Consider the following 19,394-nt stretch of genomic DNA (forward strand, 5'->3'; position numbering starts at 1 on the left):
CGACGAGTTACCTCGTACGCGATGTGTTTCAGCTCACCGGCGCTCGGCGCCGTGCCTCACGCGGTTCAGCGCCTTGCGCAGGACCGCGATCTCCTCGAGCGTCATGCCGAGCGCCTTGCCGAGCTGGTTGAACATCTCGGCGCCGATCCACTGCAGCTCACGGCCCTTGTCCGTGAGCTGGACGAGCACCGACCGCTCGTCGTCGGGATGCGTGACGCGCACCAGCAGACCACCCTTCTCGAGCCGCTTGATCAACGGTGAGAGGGTGCTGTACTCCAGGTCGAGCTCCTGCACGAGCTCCCTGATCGGCCGCGAGTCCCGCTCCCACAGCAGCAGCATCACCAGGAACTGCGGGTAGGTGATGCCCGCCTTGTCGAGGATCGGCCGGTAGAAGCCGGTGACCGCACGCGACGTCGTGTAGAGGTCGAAGCACAGCAGGTCCGAGACCGTGGGGGTCACGGCGGACGGGGCGTCGGGTGTGGTGCTCACGTCAACCAGATTACTCGCGGTAGCACCGGGATCTGTGGCGTTGCGAACACCGCGCCGCCAACGCCCAGGCCGGGTGTGCCCGGGACACGCTGCGGCGCCCCAGGAGCATCAGATGCGCCCGCCCCACGGTCCCGAAAGGCACGACTACGGGGCGCGTACGTACACATGACCGGAGAGCGGTTCACGCACCCGTCGGCCGCACGTGACCGCCAGCGGTCACGCCCAGCCCCGCGGTCTCGAAAGGCTCGACTACGGGGCGTTCGTACTCACGACGCCGGGAGCGGTTCACGCACCACGACCACCGACCCACCCGTCGGCACGAGACCGGCGGTCACGACCAGGGCTCGTCCAGCGCCGTGGCCTCGTCGCCCGCGTTGCGCAACTCGTCGCGCACCACCCGGTAGGCGAGGCCTTCGGCGTATCCCTTGCGCGCCAACGCACCCACGAGACGGCGGATCTTCGTCGTCTCGTCCACGGTGGACAGGGTGCGCAGGCGTTTGCGGACCAGTTCGCGGGCGCGTTCTTCCTCGGCCTCGCCGTCGACCGCGGCGACGGCCTCGGCCACCACCTCGTCCGCCACGCCCTTGCGGCGCAGTTCCATGGCGAGGGCACGGCGGCCCAGGCCGTTGTACGTGTGCCGGGACCGCACCCACATCTCGGCGAACTGCGCGTCGTCGATCAGGCCGGCGCGGTCGAACTTGCCGAGGACGACCTCGGCGGCGCCGGCGCTGATCCCCTTGCGCAGCAAGGCGTCGTGCAGTTCCTGCCGGGAACGGGCCCTGGCGGTGAGCAGCGCGTAGCAGATGTCCCGCGCCTTGCGCTGCTCCTCAGCCTCGTCCAAACCCCACTACCTCTTAGAACTCGACCGGCGCGGCCGGAGCGGCCTCTTCGGCGTCGAGGGTGGCGCCGATGCCGAGCTTGTCCTTGATGCGCTTCTCGATCTCGTTCGCGATGTCCGGGTTGTCCAGCAGGAACTTGCGGGCGTTCTCCTTGCCCTGGCCCAGCTGGTCGCCCTCGTAGGTGTACCAGGCACCGGACTTGCGCAGGATGCCCTGGTCGACGCCCATGTCGATGAGCGAACCCTCGCGGCTGACGCCCTTGCCGTAGAGGATGTCGAACTCGGCCTGCTTGAACGGCGGCGCGACCTTGTTCTTCACGACCTTGACCCTGGTGCGGTTGCCGACGGGCTCGCCGCCGTCCTTCAGGGTCTCGATGCGGCGCACGTCCAGACGCACGGAGGCGTAGAACTTCAGCGCCTTACCACCGGTCGTGGTCTCCGGGGAGCCGAACATCACGCCGATCTTCTCGCGCAGCTGGTTGATGAAGATCGCGGTCGTGCCGGACGCGCTGAGCGCACCCGTGATCTTGCGCAGCGCCTGGCTCATCAGGCGGGCCTGCAGACCGACGTGGTTGTCACCCATCTCGCCCTCGATCTCGGCGCGCGGCACGAGGGCGGCGACCGAGTCGATGACCAGGATGTCGAGCGCGCCGGAGCGGACCAGCATGTCCGCGATCTCGAGCGCCTGCTCACCGGTGTCGGGCTGCGACACCAGCAGCGCGTCGGTGTCGACGCCCAGCCGCTTCGCGTACTCCGGGTCGAGGGCGTGCTCCGCGTCGATGAACGCGGCGATGCCGCCGGCCTTCTGGGCGTTCGCGACGGCGTGCAGGGCGACGGTGGTCTTACCGGAGGACTCAGGACCGTAGATCTCGACGACGCGACCCTTCGGCAGACCGCCGATGCCAAGCGCCACGTCCAGCGCGATGGCGCCGGTCGGGATCACCTCGATCGGGGCACGGCCCTCCTCGCCGAGGCGCATCACGGAGCCCTTGCCGAACTGCTTGTCGATCTGCGCCAGGGCCAGCTCGAGCGCTTTGTCCCGGTCGGGTGCTGCGGGTGCCATCTTGGGTCCACCTTTTGTCGTCTGCCGTTGCTTCGTCATGTTGGACCTGACGCTACTGGCGGGGTCTGACAATTCTGCGAAGCCGGGGGTCGGGGCCACTGTAGCCGAACACGTGTTCGAGCACACGTGACACTCCGAACCGCCACGTCAGCGGCGATTTTCGGGAACTTCGAACGCGTCGCAGACCGCGACCCAGACCTCTTTCGCGCCGATCCCGGCCTCCAGGGCCTGGTCGGCGGTGCGGCCGCCGAGCGACGACAGCACGTGGTCGTGGGCGATCATCTCCGCCCTGACCTGCCCGAACTCCCCTGCCATGAGCTTGCGGAACATGGTGATGCGCACCGGGAGACCCTAACGAACGGGCCTGCGCAGGGACGCGAAGAGGCAGACGACGAGCAGCGGCAGCGCGGCGAACCCGACGATCAGCCCGAGCGCCGCGTACGACCACGCGGTGACGACGATCCCCGACACCGCTCCCCCGATGGCGCCGCCGACGTTCATCACCAGGTCGGACAGCCCCTGCGCGGCGGGGCGGTCGTCCACCGGCACGGACTCCGTCAGCAGCGCCGACCCCGCCACCAGCCCCGCGGACCAGCCGAACCCGAGCAGCGCCAGACCGACCGCGAGCTGCGGGGCGTCGTGCGAGGGCGCCATGCCCGCGACCCCGGAGGCCGCCACCACCAGCGACGCGCCGATCGCGAGCACGGGCACGCGGCCCAGCCGGTCGGCCATCCACCCGAACAGGGGACTCGCGGCGTACATCGCGGCGACGTGCAGGCTGATCACGACGCCGACGACGCGCAACGACGACCCGGCGTGGTTCATGTGCACGGGCGTCATCGACATCAGCCCGACCATCGCGGTGTGGCACAACATCACACCGACGAGTGCAAGCCTGGCCATCGGGCCGAGCGTGCCCCAGACCTTGAGACCGCGGGGACTCTCGCCGCTGGCACCTCCGGTGCAGCAGTCCGCGGATTCAACCTTTCGGGTGCTCTGCACGACGACCAGCGGGTCCGGCCGCAGCCCGAACTGGATCACCAGCACGGCGGCGGCGAGCACGACCGCCGCCAGCAGGAACGGCCCGACGCCCGCCGGCAGTCCCAGCGCGCCGGCCGCCCGTCCGGCGGGATCGGCGAGGTTCGGGCCGATGATCGCGCCGATCATGGCCGCCCAGACCACGCGGGAGAGTTCGCGCGCACGGCGGTGAGGGTGCGCTAGATCCGTGGCGGCGTAACGGGCCGCGTAGTTCGCACTGGACGCCCCTCCGAAGAGGAGGAGGCCGACCAGCAGCACCTGCCACAGCCCGAGGCCCACGGCGACGGCGGCGATCAGCGCGCCGAGCCCGCCCATGCCGTAGCCGAGCACCAGCGCGGGACGGCGTCCGCTGCGTTGCGCGAGCCGGGCGCCGGGGAGGGCGAGCAGCGCGGCACCGGCGACGGCCGCGGTCTGCGCGAGTCCGCCCACGGCCTCGGACCCCGAGAGCGACGCGGCGATCAGCGTGCTGAACGCGAGGCCGATCGTCACCGCCGCCGACCCCAGGACCTGGGTGCCGGTCAGCACGCGGACGACCTTGCGCTGCACGCGTTCGACCTGCGGCGCGACGGTCACCATGATCACGATCGTGGCACGGCCGGGCGTCGTGCCGACAGGTCCATCAGGGGCGGTTACTCACCCGGTTGCACGGACTTCTCGAAGAAATCGGCCATTTCGTCCGCCTTGAGCTCGTCGGCGTTCTCCTCGGCGGTCTTGGTGAGGATGCCGAACATGGGGCGGCCTTTGGCGGTGAACACGAGTACGCCGGTGCCTGTCGACGTGGCCGCGCGGTAGTCGCCCTCGAGACCGTTGCCGGTCCAGTCGGCCTCGACGCGGTCGGTCTGGAACGACTTCGCGATGGAGTCCGCGTTGTTCTCGGCGCCCGTGACGCTGTCGGTGAGGATGTACTGCACCGCGTAGCCGTCGCGGATCGTGCAGCTCACGACGATGCCCTTGATCTCCTCCATGCCGGTGATCTGCGCGGAGTCGGCCTTCTCGCAGCCGCCGCCGTCCGGCACGGTGCCCGCGAGCTGGCGCAGGCACTTCGTGAAGCCCTGGCCGTCCTGCGTGACGTCGTCCTTGCACTCGTCGGCGCTGGGCAGGCTCGGGCCGGACAGCGCGAAGACCGCGCCGATCACGCCCGCGACCAGGACGACCGCGGCGCCGGCGGCGAGCAGGACCTTCCTGTTGTTCTTCTTCGGCGCCTGCTGCGGGAAGTTCGCGGGGTAGCTGCCGCTGACGTTCGGGTTGACCGGGTAGGGGCCGGTGACGGGGTAGCTGCCGCTCGCCGAGTAGGATCCGCTGGGGTACGACCCGCTCGGGTAAGAGCCGCTGACCACGGGGTTCGGGCCGCTGACGTTCGGGTTGACCGGGTGCGGCCCGGTGACGGCGGGGCTGACCGGCGCCGTGACGACCGTGGGCGGCTCGACGAACTTGGGCTTGTCGTCCTCGGCCTTGAGCGTGATCATCGCGCGGTCCACGACCTGCGCGCCGGACGCGACGATCGTCTCCGGGTGGTCGGGGTTGGTCGGGACGATGCCGACCTTCTCCGCGATCGTCTGCGCGACCAGCGGCATCCGGCAGGACCCGCCCACGAGGTAGACGTGCTCGGGCGTCACGCCGGCCCGGCGCACCGCGGAGATCAGGACCTCGGTGCTGCGGATCAGGCTCGGCCGGACCAGCGCCTCCAGCTCCGCGCGCGTGATGACGACCTTCTCGAACGGCTCCGGCATCATCACCTCGACCTGGGGCAGCTCGGAGAGGTCCTCCTTGGCGAGCCGGAGCTCCTCGCGCAGGCCGAGGCGGGCGCGGTGGTCGTCGACGGTGGTGGGGCGCAGCAACCGCTGCCAGCCGGCCGGGTCCTTGTGCGAGACCATGCGGCCGATGTGCTCGAGCAGCGCCTGGTCGACGTCGAGACCGCCGACGTCGCTGAGGCTGCCGTCGGCGAGGATGCGGTGCTCGGCGTCGAGCACGGAGACGTCGAACGTGTCGGCACCGAAGTCGTAGACGGCGAGCGGGCGGCCGCCGCCGAGCGAGGCCACCGCGATGGCCTCGGGCACGGGCACGAGCTCCCCGGTCATGCCCGCGAGCCTGGCCGAGGACAGCAGCTTGTTGCGCCTGCTCGGGCCCCACTCGGCCGGGTGCGTCAGGCGGATCTCGTCGAGCTTCTCCTCGCCCAGCAGCGGCGTCACGGCCTCCATGACACGCGCGTAGATGGCCGCGAGCGCGTCGTTGGTCGGCAGGTTCTGCTCGCCGAGCTTGATCGTCGCCTTGTCGATGTGGCGCTTGGGGTTCGGCTCGTAGCGCGACGGGTCCTGGCGCGACCGCCGTTCCGCCTCTCTGCCGACGCGGAGGGAGCCGTCCTCGTCGAGGTAGACGGAGGAGGGCATCGTCGGCCCTCCGTCCACATCCACCACGCCGTGGTCGGACAGCACCGCAACCGTGTTGGCGGTGCCCAGGTCGACGGACAGGACGCGCACCGTGCTCCCCTCGCAGGACGTACCGGGTGATCGTGCCACAGAGGGCTTCGCCGGGTGCTCGGACCTGCGTAATCAGAAATTGTCGGACCCCGGCGTCATGATGGTCGCCATGGACGTGATGGAGGCATTCTCACCGGCGACCAGGCAGTGGTTCGCCGGGGCCTTCGCCGCGCCCACCCAGGCGCAGACGGGTGCGTGGGCGGCCGCGGCGGCGGGCGAGCACGCGCTGGTCATCGCCCCGACGGGCTCGGGCAAGACGCTGGCCGCGTTCCTGTGGGCGCTGGACCGGCTGGCGGCGTCCCCGGTGCCCGCGGAGCCGAAGCGGCGGTGCCGGGTGCTGTACGTGTCGCCGCTGAAGGCGCTGGCGGTGGACGTCGAGCGGAACCTGCGCGCGCCGCTGGCGGGCATCCGGCAGGCCTCGCACCGGCTGGGCCTCGCGGAGCCGTCGATCGCGGTCGGCATGCGCACGGGCGACACGTCGCCGGAGGAGCGGCGGGCGTTCGGGCGCACTCCGCCGGACGTGCTGGTGACGACGCCGGAGTCGTTGTTCCTGCTGCTCACGTCGTCGGCGCGGGAGTCGTTGCGCGGCGTGGAGACGGTGATCGTCGACGAGGTGCACGCGGTGGCGGGCACCAAGCGCGGCGCGCACCTGGCGTTGTCACTCGAAAGGCTGGACGCGCTGCTGGAGAAGCCGGCGCAGCGGATCGGGCTGTCGGCGACGGTGCGGCCGGTCGAGGAGATCGGCACGTTCCTCGCCGGCGGGCGGCCGGTGTCGGTGGTGCAGCCGAAGACGCCCAAGGTCATCGAGGTCGAGGTGGAGGTGCCGGTCGAGGACATGGCGCAGCTCGGCCAGCCGACCGGTGAGGTGTCGGGGTCGGCCGCCGGGGCCGAGCAGCGCACCTCCATCTGGCCGTCGGTCGAGGCGCGGGTGCTGGAGCTGGTGCGGGCGCACCGGTCGACGATCGTCTTCTCGAACTCGCGGCGGCTCGCGGAACGGCTGACAGCGCGCCTGAACGAGCTGGCGGAGGAAGCGGAGGAAGGCGCCGCCGAGCCGGAGTCGTTCCCGGCCGCGGCGATCGGCCAGTCCGGGATGACGGTGCAGAAGACCGCGGCCGTGGCCCGTGCGCACCACGGGTCGATGTCGCGGGAGCAGCGCACCTCGGTGGAGGAGGACCTGAAGTCGGGCCGCCTGCCCTGCGTCGTGGCGACGTCGTCGCTGGAGCTCGGCATCGACATGGGCGCGGTCGACCTGGTGGTGCAGGTGGAGGCGCCGCCGTCGGTCGCGTCCGGGTTGCAGCGCGTCGGCCGCGCCGGGCACCAGGTGGGCGCGGTGTCGAAGGGCGTGATGTTCCCGAAGTTCCGCGGCGACCTGGTGTCGTGCGCGGTGGTGGCGGAACGGATGCGCGACGGCGCGATCGAGGCCGTCCGGTTCCCGCGCAACCCGCTGGACGTGCTGGCGCAGCACGTCGTCGCGATGGTCGCGATGGAGACGTGGGCGGTCGAGGAGCTGACGGCGCTGGTGCGGCGGGCGGCGCCGTTCGCGGGGCTGCCGGACTCGGCGCTGAACGCGGTGCTCGACATGCTGTCGGGCCGGTACCCGTCCGAGGAGTTCGGCGAGCTGCGGCCCCGGATCACCTGGGACAGGGTGAACTCCGAGCTGCGCGGCCGGCCGGGGTCGCAACGGCTGGCGGTCACGTCCGGCGGCACGATCCCCGACCGGGGGATGTACACCGTCATGACGCCGCCGTCGGAGAACGGTCCGGGTTCCCGCGTCGGCGAGCTCGACGAGGAGATGGTCTACGAGTCTCGCGTCGGCGACACGTTCCTGCTGGGCACGTCGTCGTGGCGGGTCGAGGACATCACACACGACCGGGTGATCGTGGTGCCCGCACCGGGTCAGCCCGCGCGGATGCCGTTCTGGAAGGGCGACGCTCCGGGCCGTCCGCTGGAACTCGGCCGGGCGATGGGCAAGTTCCTGCGGGAGGTGTCCACGATGGAGGACGCCGCGGCGCGCGAACGGGCGGTGTCGGCGGGCCTGGACGAGTGGGCGACGGACAACCTGCTGGCGTACCTGGGCGAGCAGCGCGAGGCCACGCGGCACGTGCCGAACGACCGGACCGTCCTGGTGGAACGGTTCCGCGACGAGCTGGGCGACTGGCGGCTCGTCGTGCACTCTCCGTTCGGCGCCCAGGTCAACGCGCCGTGGGCGTTGGCGATCGCGGCGCGGCTGCGGGAGAAGCGCGGCGTCGAGGTGCAGGCCGCGCACTCCGACGACGGCATCGTGCTGCGCCTGCCCGACGCGCTCGACTACGAGGGCGTGGAGGTGACGGCGGGCGCGGAGGACGTGCTGCTCGACCCCGACGAGGTCGAGCAGATCGTCGTCGCGGAGGTGGGCGGCTCGGCGTTGTTCGCGGCCCGGTTCCGCGAGTGCGCCTCCCGGTCGTTGCTGCTGCCGCGCCGCGACCCGAAGCGGCGCACGCCGTTGTGGCAGCAGCGGCAGCGGTCGGCGCAGCTGCTGTCGGTCGCCGCGAAGTACGAGAGCTTCCCGGTGGTGCTGGAGGCGATGCGCGAGTGCCTGCAGGACGTCTACGACGTGCCGGGGCTCAAGGAGCTGATGGCGGACGTCCGCGCGCGCAAGGTGCGCGTGGTCGAGGTCGAGACGCCGTCACCGTCGCCGTTCGCCCGCAGCCTGCTGTTCGGGTACGTGGGCATGTTCCTTTACGAGGCGGACACGCCGCTGGCGGAACGGCGGGCGGCGGCGCTGTCGATCGACTCGACGCTGCTCGCGGAGCTGCTCGGGTCGGAGGCGATCCGCGAGCTGCTCGACCCGGAGGTCGTGGCCGAGGTCGAACGCAGCCTGCAGCGCCTGTCCGAGGACCGGCGCCCGCGGCACGCCGAGGACGCCGCGGACCTGGTGCGGTTCCTGGGAGACCTCTCGGACGCGGAGGCGCTCGAACGCGGCGTGCCCCGCGCGTGGCTGGACGAACTGGTCGCAGAACGCCGGGTGATCCGCGTGCGGATCGCCGGTGAGGACCGCACGATCGCGATCGAGGACGCGGGCAAGGTCCGGGACGCGCTCGGCGTGGCGCTCCCGGTCGGCGTGCCGGAGGCGTTCACCGAGCCGGTCGCGGATCCGCTGGGCGACCTGCTGAGCCGCTACGCCCGCACGCACGGGCCGTTCCCCGCCGCCGAGCCCGCGGCCCGCTTCGGTCTCGGCGTGGCCGTGGTGACGGGTGTGCTGGAACGGATGGCGGCCACGGGGCGGTTGGTGCGCGGCGAGCTCCGGCCGGGCGGCACGCACACCGAGTACTGCGACGCGGACGTGCTGCGCCGCCTGCGCCGGGCGTCGCTCGCGCGGCTGCGGTCCGAGGTGGAGCCGGTCGAACCCGCCGCGCTGGGCAGGTTCTTGCCGCAGTGGCACGGCCTGGGCCGGCGGCTGCGGTCTGCGCCGACGGTCGACGACGTGTTCTCGGTGGTGGAACAGCTGGCGGGCGCACCGCTGCCGGCTTCGGCGCTGGAGTCGCTGCTGCTGCCGTCCCGGCTGCCCGGCTACTACCCGGCGTTGCTGGACGAGCTGACGGCGTCCGGCGAGGTCACCTGGACGGGCTGCGGCGCGCTGGCCGGCGGCGACGGCTGGATCGCCCTGGCCCCGACCGACGTGGCCGACCTGCTGCTGCCGGACCTGGTGCCCGAGTCGATCCCGGAGTCACCGCTGCACACGGCGGTCCTGGAGGCGCTGTCCGGCGGGGCGCTGTTCTTCCGCCAGGTGGTCGACCGGGCCTCGCTGTCGGTGACTTGCACGGACGCCGAGGTGGTCGGCACGCTGTGGGACCTGGTGTGGGCGGGCCTGATCACGAACGACACGCTGTCCCCGTTGCGCGCCCTCGTCTCCGGCGGCGGTGCGGCGCACAAACCACGCCGCAGCGCCCCACGAGGCCGCTACGCCCGCCTGCGCACCCGCCCGGACATGCCGTCGCGCACGGGCCCGCCCACCGCGGGCGGCCGCTGGTCCCTGGCCGTGGCCCCGGCCCAGGACCCGACCCGCCGCGCGCACGCGAGAGCCGAGGCCTTCCTGGAACGGCACGGCGTGCTGACCAGGGGCGCCCTAGACACCGAGCGCGTGACGGGCGGCTTCAGCGGCGTCTACAAGGTGCTGCGGGCCATGGAGGAGTCGGGCCAGGTGATCCGCGGCTACGTGGTCGAGGGCCTGGGCGCGGCCCAGTTCGCGGCCCGCGGCGCGGTCGACCGCCTGCGGGCGCTGTCCCGCCCGCCGGGCCAGTCGGCCCAGGCGGACCAGTCCGCGGTGGTGCTGGCGGCGGCCGACCCGGCCCAGCCCTACGGCGCCGCCCTGCCGTGGCCGGACCCGCTCGGCGAGGGCAAGCACCGCCCGGCCCGCAAGGCCGGGGCCCTGGCCGTGCTGGTGGACGGCGTCCCGGCCCTGTACGTGGAACGAGGAGGCAAGTCGCTGCTGTCGTTCACCGACGACGACCCGACCCTGCGCACCGCGGCGAACGCCCTGAGCCGCGCGGTCCGCGACGGCTGGCTGGGCCAGCTGGCGGTGCAGCGGGCCGACGGCGAGGTGGCGCTCACCTCGCACCTGGCCGCAGTGCTGCAGGAGGCGGGCTTCCGCGCCACCCCGAAGGGCCTGCGCCTGCGCGCCTGACGGCCGCGCCGGGCTTCGGTCTGGTCGGGCGGGCGGTGCGGCTGCCGCGCGGGTGAGCGGCGGTGACGGGCTGGCGGACACGCGCGGGCTGGCTGGCGGCGGGCTGGTGGACAGGCGCGGGCTGGTGGGCGGCGGGCTGGTGGACAGGCGCGGGCTGGTGGGCGGCGGGCTGGTGAGCCAAGGCGCCGCCAAGCAGGTGAGCTGTGACCCGCGCCCGAGCCGACACGTCTCACGGCGGTGGCTGAGCCGACCCGACCGCACAACCCGGCCGCCGCCCCGCCCCAGCCCCAGCCCCACCGAACCCGCGAGCCCCTCCTACTGCGGGAAGAGCGAACTGTAGGCGTTCAGCGCCGGCTGCCCACCCAGGTGCGCGTACAGCACCGTCGAGTCACGCCCGATCTCCCCTGACGACACGAGGTGGATGAGTCCCGCCAGCGACTTCCCCTCGTACACGGGGTCGGTGATCATGCCCTCCAGGCTCGCCCCCAGCCGCATCGCCTCCACAGTGGACTCGTCGGCGATGCCGTAGACACCCGCGTGGAACCGGTCGTCGAGCAGGATGTCCTCTTCGGACACGGTGACCTCGCGCAGCTTCGCGGTGTTGTGCGCGATGCGGGTGATCTGGTCGAGGGTCTCGGCGGGCTTGGCGGAGGCGTCGATGCCCAGCACGCGGCGGCCGGTGTCTCCCGCGAAGCCCGCGACCATGCCCGCCTGGGTGCTGCCGGTGACCGAGCAGACGACGATGGTGTCGAAGAAGACGCCGAGCTGCTCCTCCTGCTGCCGGACCTCGTCGGCCCACGAGGCGAAGCCCATGCCGCCGAGCGGGTGGTCGGAGGCGCCGGCCGGGATCGGGTACGGCTTGCCGCCGTTCGCGCGGACCTCCTCGATCGCCTGTTCCCAGGCCGGTTTGACGCCGATGCCGAACTCGGCGTCCACCAGGCGGACGTCGGCTCCCATCATGCGGCTGAGCAGGATGTTGCCGACGCGGTCGCTGCCGACGTCGGACCACTCGACCCAGCTCTCCTGCACCAGCACGGCCTTGAGGCCGGCGCGGGCCGCTGCGGCGGCGACCTGGCGGGTGTGGTTGGACTGGATGCCGCCGATCGACACGAGGGTGTCGCAGCCGGTGGCGAGGGCGTCGGCGACGAGGTACTCGAGTTTGCGGGTCTTGTTGCCGCCGTAGGCGAGGCCGGAGTTGCAGTCCTCGCGCTTCGCCCAGACCGCGGCGCCGCCGAGGTGGGACGTGAGGCGGTCCAGGCGGTGGACCGGGGACGGACCGAAGAGCAGCGGGAATCTGTTCACAGTTCCTCCTTCAGCGTGTTCCAGTTCTGGTCGACCAGGCGTGTGGCCAGCGGTTCGTCGCGCTGCTCGCAGGCCTCGACGATCTGTTCGTGCTGCGTCACGGAGTGCCGCGCGTTCGGTGAGGAGAAGCGGCTGTGCTCGATCCGGCGCACCAGCGGGGTGTAGCGGTCGATGGTCGCGGCGATCGCGAAGTTGGCGCAGCAGCGGACGGCTACGGCGTGGAACTCGTCGTCGGCGGCGAGCGCGGCCACGGCGTCGTTGGCGTCCAACGCCTTCTTGAACGCCTTGTTGGCCGTGCGCATCGCGGTGATGTCCTCGGCGGTCATCCGGGGCACGGCCAGGCCCATGGCGAGCGAGTGCATCGACTGCACGACGACGAGCGCGTCGCGCACGGGTTCCGCCTCCAAGGCGGTGACACGGGTGTAGGCGTGGCGCTTCGTCTCGACGAGGCCCTCGTCGGTCAGCGTCGCGAGCGCCTCGCGCACCGGGGTGCGGGACAGGCCCAGCCGCTCGGCCAGTTCGACGTCCTTGATGGGCGCGCCCGGCTCGAGGTCGCCGCGCACGATCGCCGACCGGATCTCGGCCGCCGCCCGCTCCTTCAGTGACCCATATCCAATATATTGCATATTGGTGAGAGTAGGTCCGGGGCCGGATGATCGCAACCTAGGCTGATCGACATGGCGATGCGCGACATCCGGCTCTTCGGCGATCCCGTGCTGGCGAGCCCGGCTGACCCGGTGACGCGGTTCGACCGCGCTCTCGAGGCGCTGGTCGCGGACCTGCTCGACACGGTCGAGCCGGAGGGTCGGGCCGGGCTCGCGGCGCCGCAGATCGGCGTCGGGCTGCGCGCGTTCAGCTACGACCTGCCGGAGGACGGCTGCCGCCGGCGCGGGTACGTGCTCAACCCGGAGATCGTGGAGCTGTCCGAGGAGACCCAGGACGGCGGCGAGGGGTGCCTGTCGGTTCCCGGGCTCGCGTTCCCCACGGTGCGCGCCAGGGAGGCCGTCGTGCGCGGCGTCGATCTGCGCAACGAGCCTGTCGTCGTGCGCGGGACCGGCCTGATGGCGCGCTGCCTGCAGCACGAGACCGACCACCTGGACGGGAGGCTGTACCTGTCCCGCCTCACTCCCGAGCTGCGGCGCGAGGCGATGCGCGCGGCGCGGAAGTCGGACTGGTTCTAGACCGGCAGCTTGCGGCCGAGCACCGCGAACGGGCGCGGGTCGCCGGTGAACTGGTAGTGCCGCAGCACGTCCTCGAAGCCGACGCGGCGGTAGAGCTTCCACGCCTTGCTCGGGCCCTCGGGCGTGGACAGCAGCACGTTCGCGGACCGCACGCCCTCCAGCAGGTGGCGCAGCAGGTCCTCGCCGAGGCCGCGGCCCTGCGCGCGCGGCAGCACGTGCAGTTCGGTGAGCTCGAAGTAGTCGGTGAGCCACGCGTCGACGACGGCGGGCGGCGAGACCTGCATCAGCCCGCGCCGCACCTGCTCGTGCCACCACTGGCCGGCCGCGCCGCGGTAGCCGTAGCCGATGCCGACGAGCTCGTCGGACTCCCCCAGCGCGACGACGCAACGCCAGTCCTCGCGCATCATGTGCGCGAGCCACATCGGGGCGCGCTGCTCGACCGTGGCGGGCGGGTAGTTCATGGCCGTCACGTACAGGGCGAGGGCCTCGCCCAGCCGCACGTTCAGCTCCTCGGCCGTGAGCTCGACGATGCGCTCCAGGCGCGGCGAGGCCGTCATGCCGACACCACCGCGACGCGACCGCCCGTCAGCGCCACCAGGTCCGCGAACGTCGTGGGGTAGACGGCGTGCGGATGACCCGCGGCCGCCCAGATCTCCTCGTAGCCGGACAGCGACTCGTCCACCACGGTCTCGATCGGCGCCGGGTGCCCGACCGGCGACACGCCGCCGATCACCTGGCCCGTGTGCTCGCGGACGAACTCGGGGTCGGCGCGCTTGACCGCGTCGGCTCCGACGAGCTCGGCGACCAGTGCGGTGTCCGCGCGGTGCGCGCCCGAGGTGAGCACCAGCAGCGGCGTCGCCTCCCCGTCCCGCACCGCGGCGAAGACCAGGCTGTTCGCGATGGCGCCGACCTCCACGCCCACCGCCTGCGCCGCGGCCGCCGCGGTCCGCACCGCGTCCGGCAGCACGACGATGCGGTCGGCGGTGGCGGGCGGCAGGGCTTCCGCCACCCTGCGGATTCCGGGGTGTTCGAGCGCACTCACGTCTCCATCAGACCACGACTCGCGCCCACGCGGTGGGGCGGGTTGAGGAATCCCTCCGCGGACAGCTACGCTGGTGGGGACTCGAACATGTGTTCGAGTCTCACCATGCCTCGGAGGTGGGGTGGGGGAAGCACCCCACCTCCGAGAGCCGCCGGCTTCCCCTCGGCGGTGACGTCGTTCGCCGACGCCACGAGGAGGCCGAGATGACCGCCGAACTTTCGAATCCGGCAGCCTTCCCCGTTCCGATCCCCGTTCCGCTGCCACCCGCGTCCGCGCTCGCCCTGCTGCGGCAGGCCCGCGACTCGCTCGCCGAGGCGGAGCGCACGCCCGAACCCCCGCAACGGTTCGCGACCGCTTATCTCGCCGCGTTGCGCGCCGCCGCGGCGGTGCTCGCCCTGCGCGGACGACCTCATCGCGGACGGTCGAGGCCCACCAGCGCGTGGGTGCTGCTCGCCGCGATGGCGCCGGAGATGAGCGAGTGGGCCACCTTCTTCGCGTCGTGGTCGGCCACACGGGCCGCCGTGCTCGCGGGGATCACGAGGCACGTCAACGCGCGCACGGCCGACGATCTCGTGCGTCAGACCCATTTGTTCGTGTCCATCGTCGACCGCGTGATGAGCGAGGCGCGACGGTGAACCACCTGGAAGTCCTGCGCCGTGAAGCGGAGCTGCTCGTCATGTCCGCGATCGGCCAGCCGCCGCACAAGGGCGTGCCCGCCTGCCCCGGGCTGAACCTCGGGGAGACGGTGCGGCACGTCGGCGGTGGCTACCGCGGCGCGCTGGCGTGGATCAGGCTCGGCCGCGAACCGGAGGCCGGGGAGTGGCGCGACTACCCCGAGCCCGGCGAGGACCCGCTCGACTTCATGCGGACCGGCGCGGAGGCCGTGCTCGCGGAACTGGAGGCGCACGACGAGGACGAGCCGTGCGCGACGTGGTGGCCCGACCAGCAGAACTACGGGTTCTGGCGGCGCAGGCTCGCGCACGAGACGACCGTGCACCGCATGGACGTCCAGGGCGCGGCCGGTCTGGAGGTCGGCGCCGTCGACGACGAGGTCGCGGTCGACGGCGTCGACGAGGTGCTCACGTTGTGGCTGGGGCACAAGCTGGACGTGCTCGGCGTGCGGGGGTCGCGGGACAGCCTCGTCACCATCCAGGTCGAGGACCACCTGTGGCTCACGCGCTGCGGGCCGCACGGCGCGTCGGCGTGGCGCGTGGTCGACCCGGAGGACGCGCACGTCGCCGACGCGCAGGTGTCGGCGGGACCGATGACGATGTACCGCTGGCTGTGGGGCCGGCTGCCCGACCGGATGGTCGAGGTGGTCGGCGACCACGACGCGATCGCGCAGCTGTGGGCGCTACTGCGGCTCGCGACCAAGTAGGACGCTCGTGGTCTCCTCGCCCGCTGCCGAGATCAGCCGGTAGCGGGCGCGGCGGCCGTCGAAGTCCAGCAGTGCCACGGAGTTCCCGAAGTGCGGGCCGCTGGTCTTGCGCCAGCTCACCTGGTCCTGCGGCACGCCGACCCACGTCGCGAGCCTGCGGAACATCCACGAGGCCGGGCGTGACCAGGAGAACCGGAACCCCGGCCGCAGGAACTTCGGCGCCTCGTTGTGGATCGGCGAGCACACGAGCTGAGCGACGAAGGCCTTGGTGGGCCTGGGGAACTCGGCCTCGGCGACGTAGCTGTGGTGCACGTCGCCGGAGAGCACGCACACCGTCGCGGCGCCGTTGTTCGCGGCCTTCTCGATCATGCGGGTGAGCCGGTCGAACGACTCGCGGAACGCGGGCCAGTGCTCGAGGTCGACGGCCTGCCTGATGCCCTCGGCCGCCTTGCCCTGCCAGCCAGCCTTGCGCGCGCCGATCTCGTTGATCGACTGGAAGTGGCTGAGCGCGTGCGGCATCAGCCACGGCAGCGACGACCCGATCAGCAGGTGGTCGATGTCCTCGCCGTCGGTGTTCTGCTCGATCCAGTCGAACTCCTCGTCGCTCACCATCTGCCGCTTGCCCTCGTCGAGGATGCGGCCGGAGCGCGTGTCGACCATGAGCAACCGGGCGCGGCCGAACTCGCGGCGGAAGCTCCACCACGTCGGCTTGCGGCCGTCGGTCTCCTTGTCCGCCTCCTCGGCGAACTCGAGCAGCAGCGGCAGGACGTCCGTGTCCTGGGCCTTCACCTTGGCGTACAAGGGGTTGCGGGCGAGCTCGTCCGGGCTGAGGTTGCCCAGGTGCTGGTAGACCCAGTACGACGAGATGGCGCCGCGGATCCTGTCGCGCCACCACGGCTTCTCCGCCATCTCCTTGCGCCACACGGCGGACGTGTTCCAGTCGTCGCGCACGTCGTGGTCGTCGAAGATCATCGCGGTGGGCACGACCGACAGCAGCCAGCGGATCTCCGGGTCGCCCCAGGTCTCGTGGTAGAGGCGCGCGTACTCGCCGAAGTGCACGACCTCGCCGTCGGGTTCCTTGGTGCCGTTGCGGCGTTCGCGCAGCCACTGCTTGGTGGCCTCGGTGGGTTCGTCGGCGTAGACCTGGTCCCCCAGCAGGACCAGCGCCTGCGGCCACGCCTCCTCCGGCAGCTCCATGAGCCGCTGCGCGAACGCGTCGAGGGCGTCCGGCCCGACCGGCGCCTTCGGAGCGGCACGGCACGACCCGAACGCGATCTGCCGGACCTCTCCGGTGCGGATGACCGGCTTGGGGAACTCGCTGTCCGGTTCCGGCCACACGAGCTCGCCGTCCAGCCGGACGTCGTACTCGGTGCGCGCGCCCAGGTTCTCCAGCCGCACGAGCGCGAAGTGCTGCGCGCCCGCCTGGAACGTGCGGGCGGTGCTGCCCGCGATCTCGACCTCGCACGAAGCGTCGGTCTCCACCCACAACGTCGCGGACGTTGCGTCGACATATCTGAGAAGGGGTCCGAGCACCAGCTTCGCCACGCGCGAGACAGTACCCTCGCACGGGTGGAAATCACGTTCGAGTCCGCCGATCCCCCGGCGCTGGCCGCGTTCTGGTCCGAGTTCGCCGGCGACGAGATCGAGCTGACGTTCGTGTGGAGCGACGCTCCGAAGATCGAGAAGAACCGGGTCCACATCGACCTGGCCTCCTCCTCGCCCGAGCACCAGGCGGACATCGTGGCGCGCGCCCTGAAGCTCGGCGCCGAGCACGCCGACGTCGGCCAGGCCGACGTGCCGTGGGTGGTGCTGCGCGATCCGCAGGGCAACGAGTTCTGCGTCCTCGAACCGCGGCCCGAGTACCCCGGCGTCGTCGCGGCGGTGGTCGTCGACTCGCGGGAGCCGCTGGCGTCGGCGGAGGCGACCGGGCACCCGGTGGCGCGCAGCGGCGACGGCTTCGCGTCGGTGCGGCCGGAGCCGGGGCCGTGGCTCGAGTTCGTGCGGACCGAGGACGCGGAGCCGATCACTCACCGGGTGCGCGTGCGGTGGGCCGATCCGGCCTGACGGCGGGAGCTCCCACGACAGCACGCCTTGTGCAATGGACGTTTGCAGTCGACCGCAAACGTCCATTGCACAGGTGTCAGCGCTGGTCAGAGCTTTGCGACGAGCTCGTGCGTCAGAGCGCGGCCAGCCGCTCGCGAAGGGTGTCGAGGCCCATCGCGCCCATCTCCAGCGCGTCCTTGTGGAAGCGCTTGAGGTCGAAGTCGGCGCCCTTGCGGGCCCGTGCGTCCTCGCGGGCCGCGAGCCACAGGCGCTCGCCGAGCTTGTACGCCGGCGCCTGGCCCGGCCAGCCGAGGTAGCGGTCGATCTCGTCGCGGGCCGCCGCCGGCTCCTGCAGCGTGCGGGTCAGCATGAACTCCAGGCCGAGCTCCGGGGTCCAGCGCTCGCCGTCGTGGAAGCCGGCGCCCTTCGGGATCTCCAGCTCCAGGTGCATGCCGATGTCGACGATCACCCGGCCCGCGCGGAACAGGTGCGCGTCGAGCATGCCGAGCAGGTCGCCGTCGTCGTCGAGGTAGCCGAGCTCGCGCATGAGGCGTTCCGCGTAGAGCGCCCAGCCCTCGCCGTGGCCCGAGACCCAGCACATGAGGCGCTGGAAGTCGTTCAGCGTCTGGGACTGGTAGACCGCCGTCGCGCACTGGAGGTGGTGGCCCGGGACGCCCTCGTGGTAGACCGTCGAGGTCTCGCGCCACGTCGGGAACACCGACTTGCCCTCGGCGATCGACCACCACATGCGGCCAGGGCGGGAGAAGTCCGCGGTCGGCGGCGTGTAGTAGGCGCCGACGCCACCGCCGGGCGGGGCGATCTTGCACTCGAGGCTCATCAGCGCGTCGGGCAGGTCGAAGTGCACGTCGCGCAGGTCGAGCAGGGCCTTGTCGGACAGCTCCTGCATCCACGCCTGCAGCCCGGCCTGGCCGTGGACCTGGTAGCGCGGCTGCTCGTCGAGGTACGCGGCGGTCTCCGCGAGGGTCGCGCCCGGCTTGAGGCGGCCCGCGACCTCCTTCATCTCGGCCTCGATGCCGAGGAACTCCTGCCAGCCCCACTCGTAGGCCTCGGCGAGGTCGAGGCGCGAGCCGGTGAAGTAGCGCGAGCCGAGCCGGTAGCGCTCCTCGCCCACGGCGTCCTTCGCGGGCGCCTGGGGTGCGAGGGTCGTGCGCAGGAACGACGCGAAGTCCGCGTAGGCGGCGGCCGCGGCCGTCGCGCCGGCGTCGAGGGAGGAACGCACGGTGCCGTCGACGTCGGCCGAGGCGACGAACGGGCCGAAGAACGTCGAGGCGAACGTGTCGCACTGCTTGGCGACCTTGGTGACCTGACGGATCGCGGAGACGTGACCGCGCGAGGCCGCGTGCGAGAGAGAGGCGCGCAGACCGTCCAGTGCGGCGGGCACGGCGGCGAGGCGGCGGCCGATGGTGGCCCACTGCTCGGCGGTGTCGGTCGGCATCTGGTCGAAGATGTCGCGGACGGACTGGATCGGGCTCGCGATGACGTTCAGCGAGGACTCGGTCTCCCCGGCCTCGTACAGCTCGTGCTCCAGGCCCGTGCGTTCGAGGAAGACGGCGCGGGCCGCCTCCTCCGAGGCATCCGCGGGCTCGGCGGCGGTGATGGCGGCGAGAGCGCGGACGGCGAGTTCGTCGCGTGCGGCGTGCCCTTCCGGGGAGAGGTCCGGCAGCTGGTCGTCGGATCCCGCGAAGCCCAGGGCGGTGGCGGTGATGGGGTCGAGCGCCACGTAGTCGCTGACGAACTTGTTGCTGATGTCGTGCACGGATGCCATGCGCCGAGACGCTACCTCGCGCCTTCCGACACCAAAAGGTAGTTAGTCAAGCTCACGACCTTCGGAGGGGACCTGCGTCGTTTGGACCGCCCTG

Annotated in this window: 17 protein-coding genes; 5 read left to right on the forward strand and 12 right to left on the reverse strand. The window is 72.0% G+C overall.

Annotated features, from left to right (window positions below; all coding sequences use genetic code 11):
- Positions 1–33 precede the first annotated feature (33 nt).
- The 6 genes from ABZX02_RS28335 to ABZX02_RS28360 all read right to left on the reverse strand — a co-directional run bounded on the left by ABZX02_RS28335 (position 34) and on the right by ABZX02_RS28360 (position 5,905).
- Positions 34–489 (reverse strand): MarR family transcriptional regulator, encoded by a 456-nt coding sequence (locus ABZX02_RS28335; RefSeq protein WP_355302383.1) that lies wholly within the window; start codon positions 487–489, stop codon positions 34–36.
- Positions 490–820: 331 nt separating this feature from the next.
- A complete protein-coding gene (locus tag ABZX02_RS28340) occupies positions 821–1,330 on the reverse strand; it encodes a regulatory protein RecX (RefSeq protein ID WP_355302385.1) in 510 nt (169 codons plus the stop codon).
- Positions 1,331–1,343: 13 nt separating this feature from the next.
- On the reverse strand, positions 1,344–2,390 hold the full coding sequence (gene recA / locus ABZX02_RS28345) for a recombinase RecA (protein WP_355302387.1): 1,047 nt from the start codon (positions 2,388–2,390) through the stop codon (positions 1,344–1,346).
- Between the two features lie 147 nt (positions 2,391–2,537).
- The gene (locus tag ABZX02_RS28350) at positions 2,538–2,732 is read right to left on the reverse strand and encodes a DUF3046 domain-containing protein (protein WP_330849659.1); all 195 of its coding nucleotides are present in this window, start codon (positions 2,730–2,732) and stop codon (positions 2,538–2,540) included.
- Between the two features lie 9 nt (positions 2,733–2,741).
- Positions 2,742–4,004, reverse strand: coding sequence for an MFS transporter (locus ABZX02_RS28355; protein ID WP_355302389.1), 1,263 nt, complete (start codon positions 4,002–4,004; stop codon positions 2,742–2,744).
- Positions 4,005–4,057: 53 nt separating this feature from the next.
- A complete protein-coding gene (locus tag ABZX02_RS28360) occupies positions 4,058–5,905 on the reverse strand; it encodes an Hsp70 family protein (RefSeq protein WP_355302391.1) in 1,848 nt (615 codons plus the stop codon).
- 109 nt (positions 5,906–6,014) lie between these two features.
- Here ABZX02_RS28360 and ABZX02_RS28365 point away from each other — a divergent pair, with 109 nt between their 5' ends.
- Positions 6,015–10,568, forward strand: a complete 4,554-nt coding sequence (locus tag ABZX02_RS28365) for an ATP-dependent helicase (RefSeq protein ID WP_355302392.1) — start codon at positions 6,015–6,017, stop codon at positions 10,566–10,568.
- A 315-nt stretch (positions 10,569–10,883) separates the two neighbouring features.
- Here ABZX02_RS28365 and ABZX02_RS28370 read toward each other — a convergent pair whose 3' ends face one another.
- The gene (locus ABZX02_RS28370) at positions 10,884–11,870 is read right to left on the reverse strand and encodes a 1-aminocyclopropane-1-carboxylate deaminase (RefSeq protein ID WP_355302394.1); all 987 of its coding nucleotides are present in this window, start codon (positions 11,868–11,870) and stop codon (positions 10,884–10,886) included.
- Positions 11,867–12,496, reverse strand: coding sequence for a GntR family transcriptional regulator (locus ABZX02_RS28375; protein ID WP_355302396.1), 630 nt, complete (start codon positions 12,494–12,496; stop codon positions 11,867–11,869). The genes ABZX02_RS28370 and ABZX02_RS28375 overlap by 4 nt, the downstream gene beginning before the upstream one ends.
- A 51-nt stretch (positions 12,497–12,547) precedes the next feature.
- Between ABZX02_RS28375 and def the strand changes: the two genes are divergently transcribed.
- On the forward strand, positions 12,548–13,051 hold the full coding sequence (gene def, locus ABZX02_RS28380) for a peptide deformylase (RefSeq protein ID WP_355302398.1): 504 nt from the start codon (positions 12,548–12,550) through the stop codon (positions 13,049–13,051).
- Here def and ABZX02_RS28385 read toward each other — a convergent pair.
- Entirely contained in the window at positions 13,048–13,608 is a 561-nt protein-coding gene (locus ABZX02_RS28385) for a GNAT family N-acetyltransferase (RefSeq protein ID WP_355302399.1), read from the reverse strand. The genes def and ABZX02_RS28385 overlap by 4 nt on opposite strands.
- Positions 13,605–14,093: a YbaK/EbsC family protein gene (locus ABZX02_RS28390; protein ID WP_355302401.1), complete on the reverse strand. Its 489-nt coding sequence runs from the start codon at positions 14,091–14,093 to the stop codon at positions 13,605–13,607. Before ABZX02_RS28390 ends, ABZX02_RS28385 begins: the two co-directional genes overlap by 4 nt.
- Positions 14,094–14,296: 203 nt before the next feature.
- Between ABZX02_RS28390 and ABZX02_RS28395 the strand changes: the two genes are divergently transcribed.
- Together ABZX02_RS28395 and ABZX02_RS28400 are read left to right on the forward strand one after the other, a co-directional pair.
- Positions 14,297–14,728: an SAV_6107 family HEPN domain-containing protein gene (locus ABZX02_RS28395; protein ID WP_355302402.1), complete on the forward strand. Its 432-nt coding sequence runs from the start codon at positions 14,297–14,299 to the stop codon at positions 14,726–14,728.
- Positions 14,725–15,471: a maleylpyruvate isomerase N-terminal domain-containing protein gene (locus tag ABZX02_RS28400; protein WP_355302404.1), complete on the forward strand. Its 747-nt coding sequence runs from the start codon at positions 14,725–14,727 to the stop codon at positions 15,469–15,471. Before ABZX02_RS28395 ends, ABZX02_RS28400 begins: the two co-directional genes overlap by 4 nt.
- Here ABZX02_RS28400 and ABZX02_RS28405 read toward each other — a convergent pair.
- On the reverse strand, positions 15,448–17,016 hold the full coding sequence (locus ABZX02_RS28405; protein WP_355302406.1) for an alkaline phosphatase D family protein: 1,569 nt from the start codon (positions 17,014–17,016) through the stop codon (positions 15,448–15,450). The genes ABZX02_RS28400 and ABZX02_RS28405 overlap by 24 nt on opposite strands.
- Before the next feature lie 24 nt (positions 17,017–17,040).
- On the opposite strand from ABZX02_RS28405, the gene ABZX02_RS28410 reads away from it, so the two are divergent.
- Complete coding sequence (locus ABZX02_RS28410; protein ID WP_355302408.1) at positions 17,041–17,535, forward strand: VOC family protein; 495 nt, start codon at positions 17,041–17,043, stop codon at positions 17,533–17,535.
- A gap of 112 nt (positions 17,536–17,647) precedes the next feature.
- Here ABZX02_RS28410 and ABZX02_RS28415 read toward each other — a convergent pair whose 3' ends face one another.
- On the reverse strand, positions 17,648–19,300 hold the full coding sequence (locus ABZX02_RS28415) for a DUF885 domain-containing protein (protein WP_355302410.1): 1,653 nt from the start codon (positions 19,298–19,300) through the stop codon (positions 17,648–17,650).
- Positions 19,301–19,394 lie beyond the last annotated feature (94 nt).

The organism is Lentzea sp. NPDC003310, from assembly GCF_040610935.1.
Classification (GTDB): domain Bacteria; phylum Actinomycetota; class Actinomycetes; order Mycobacteriales; family Pseudonocardiaceae; genus Lentzea.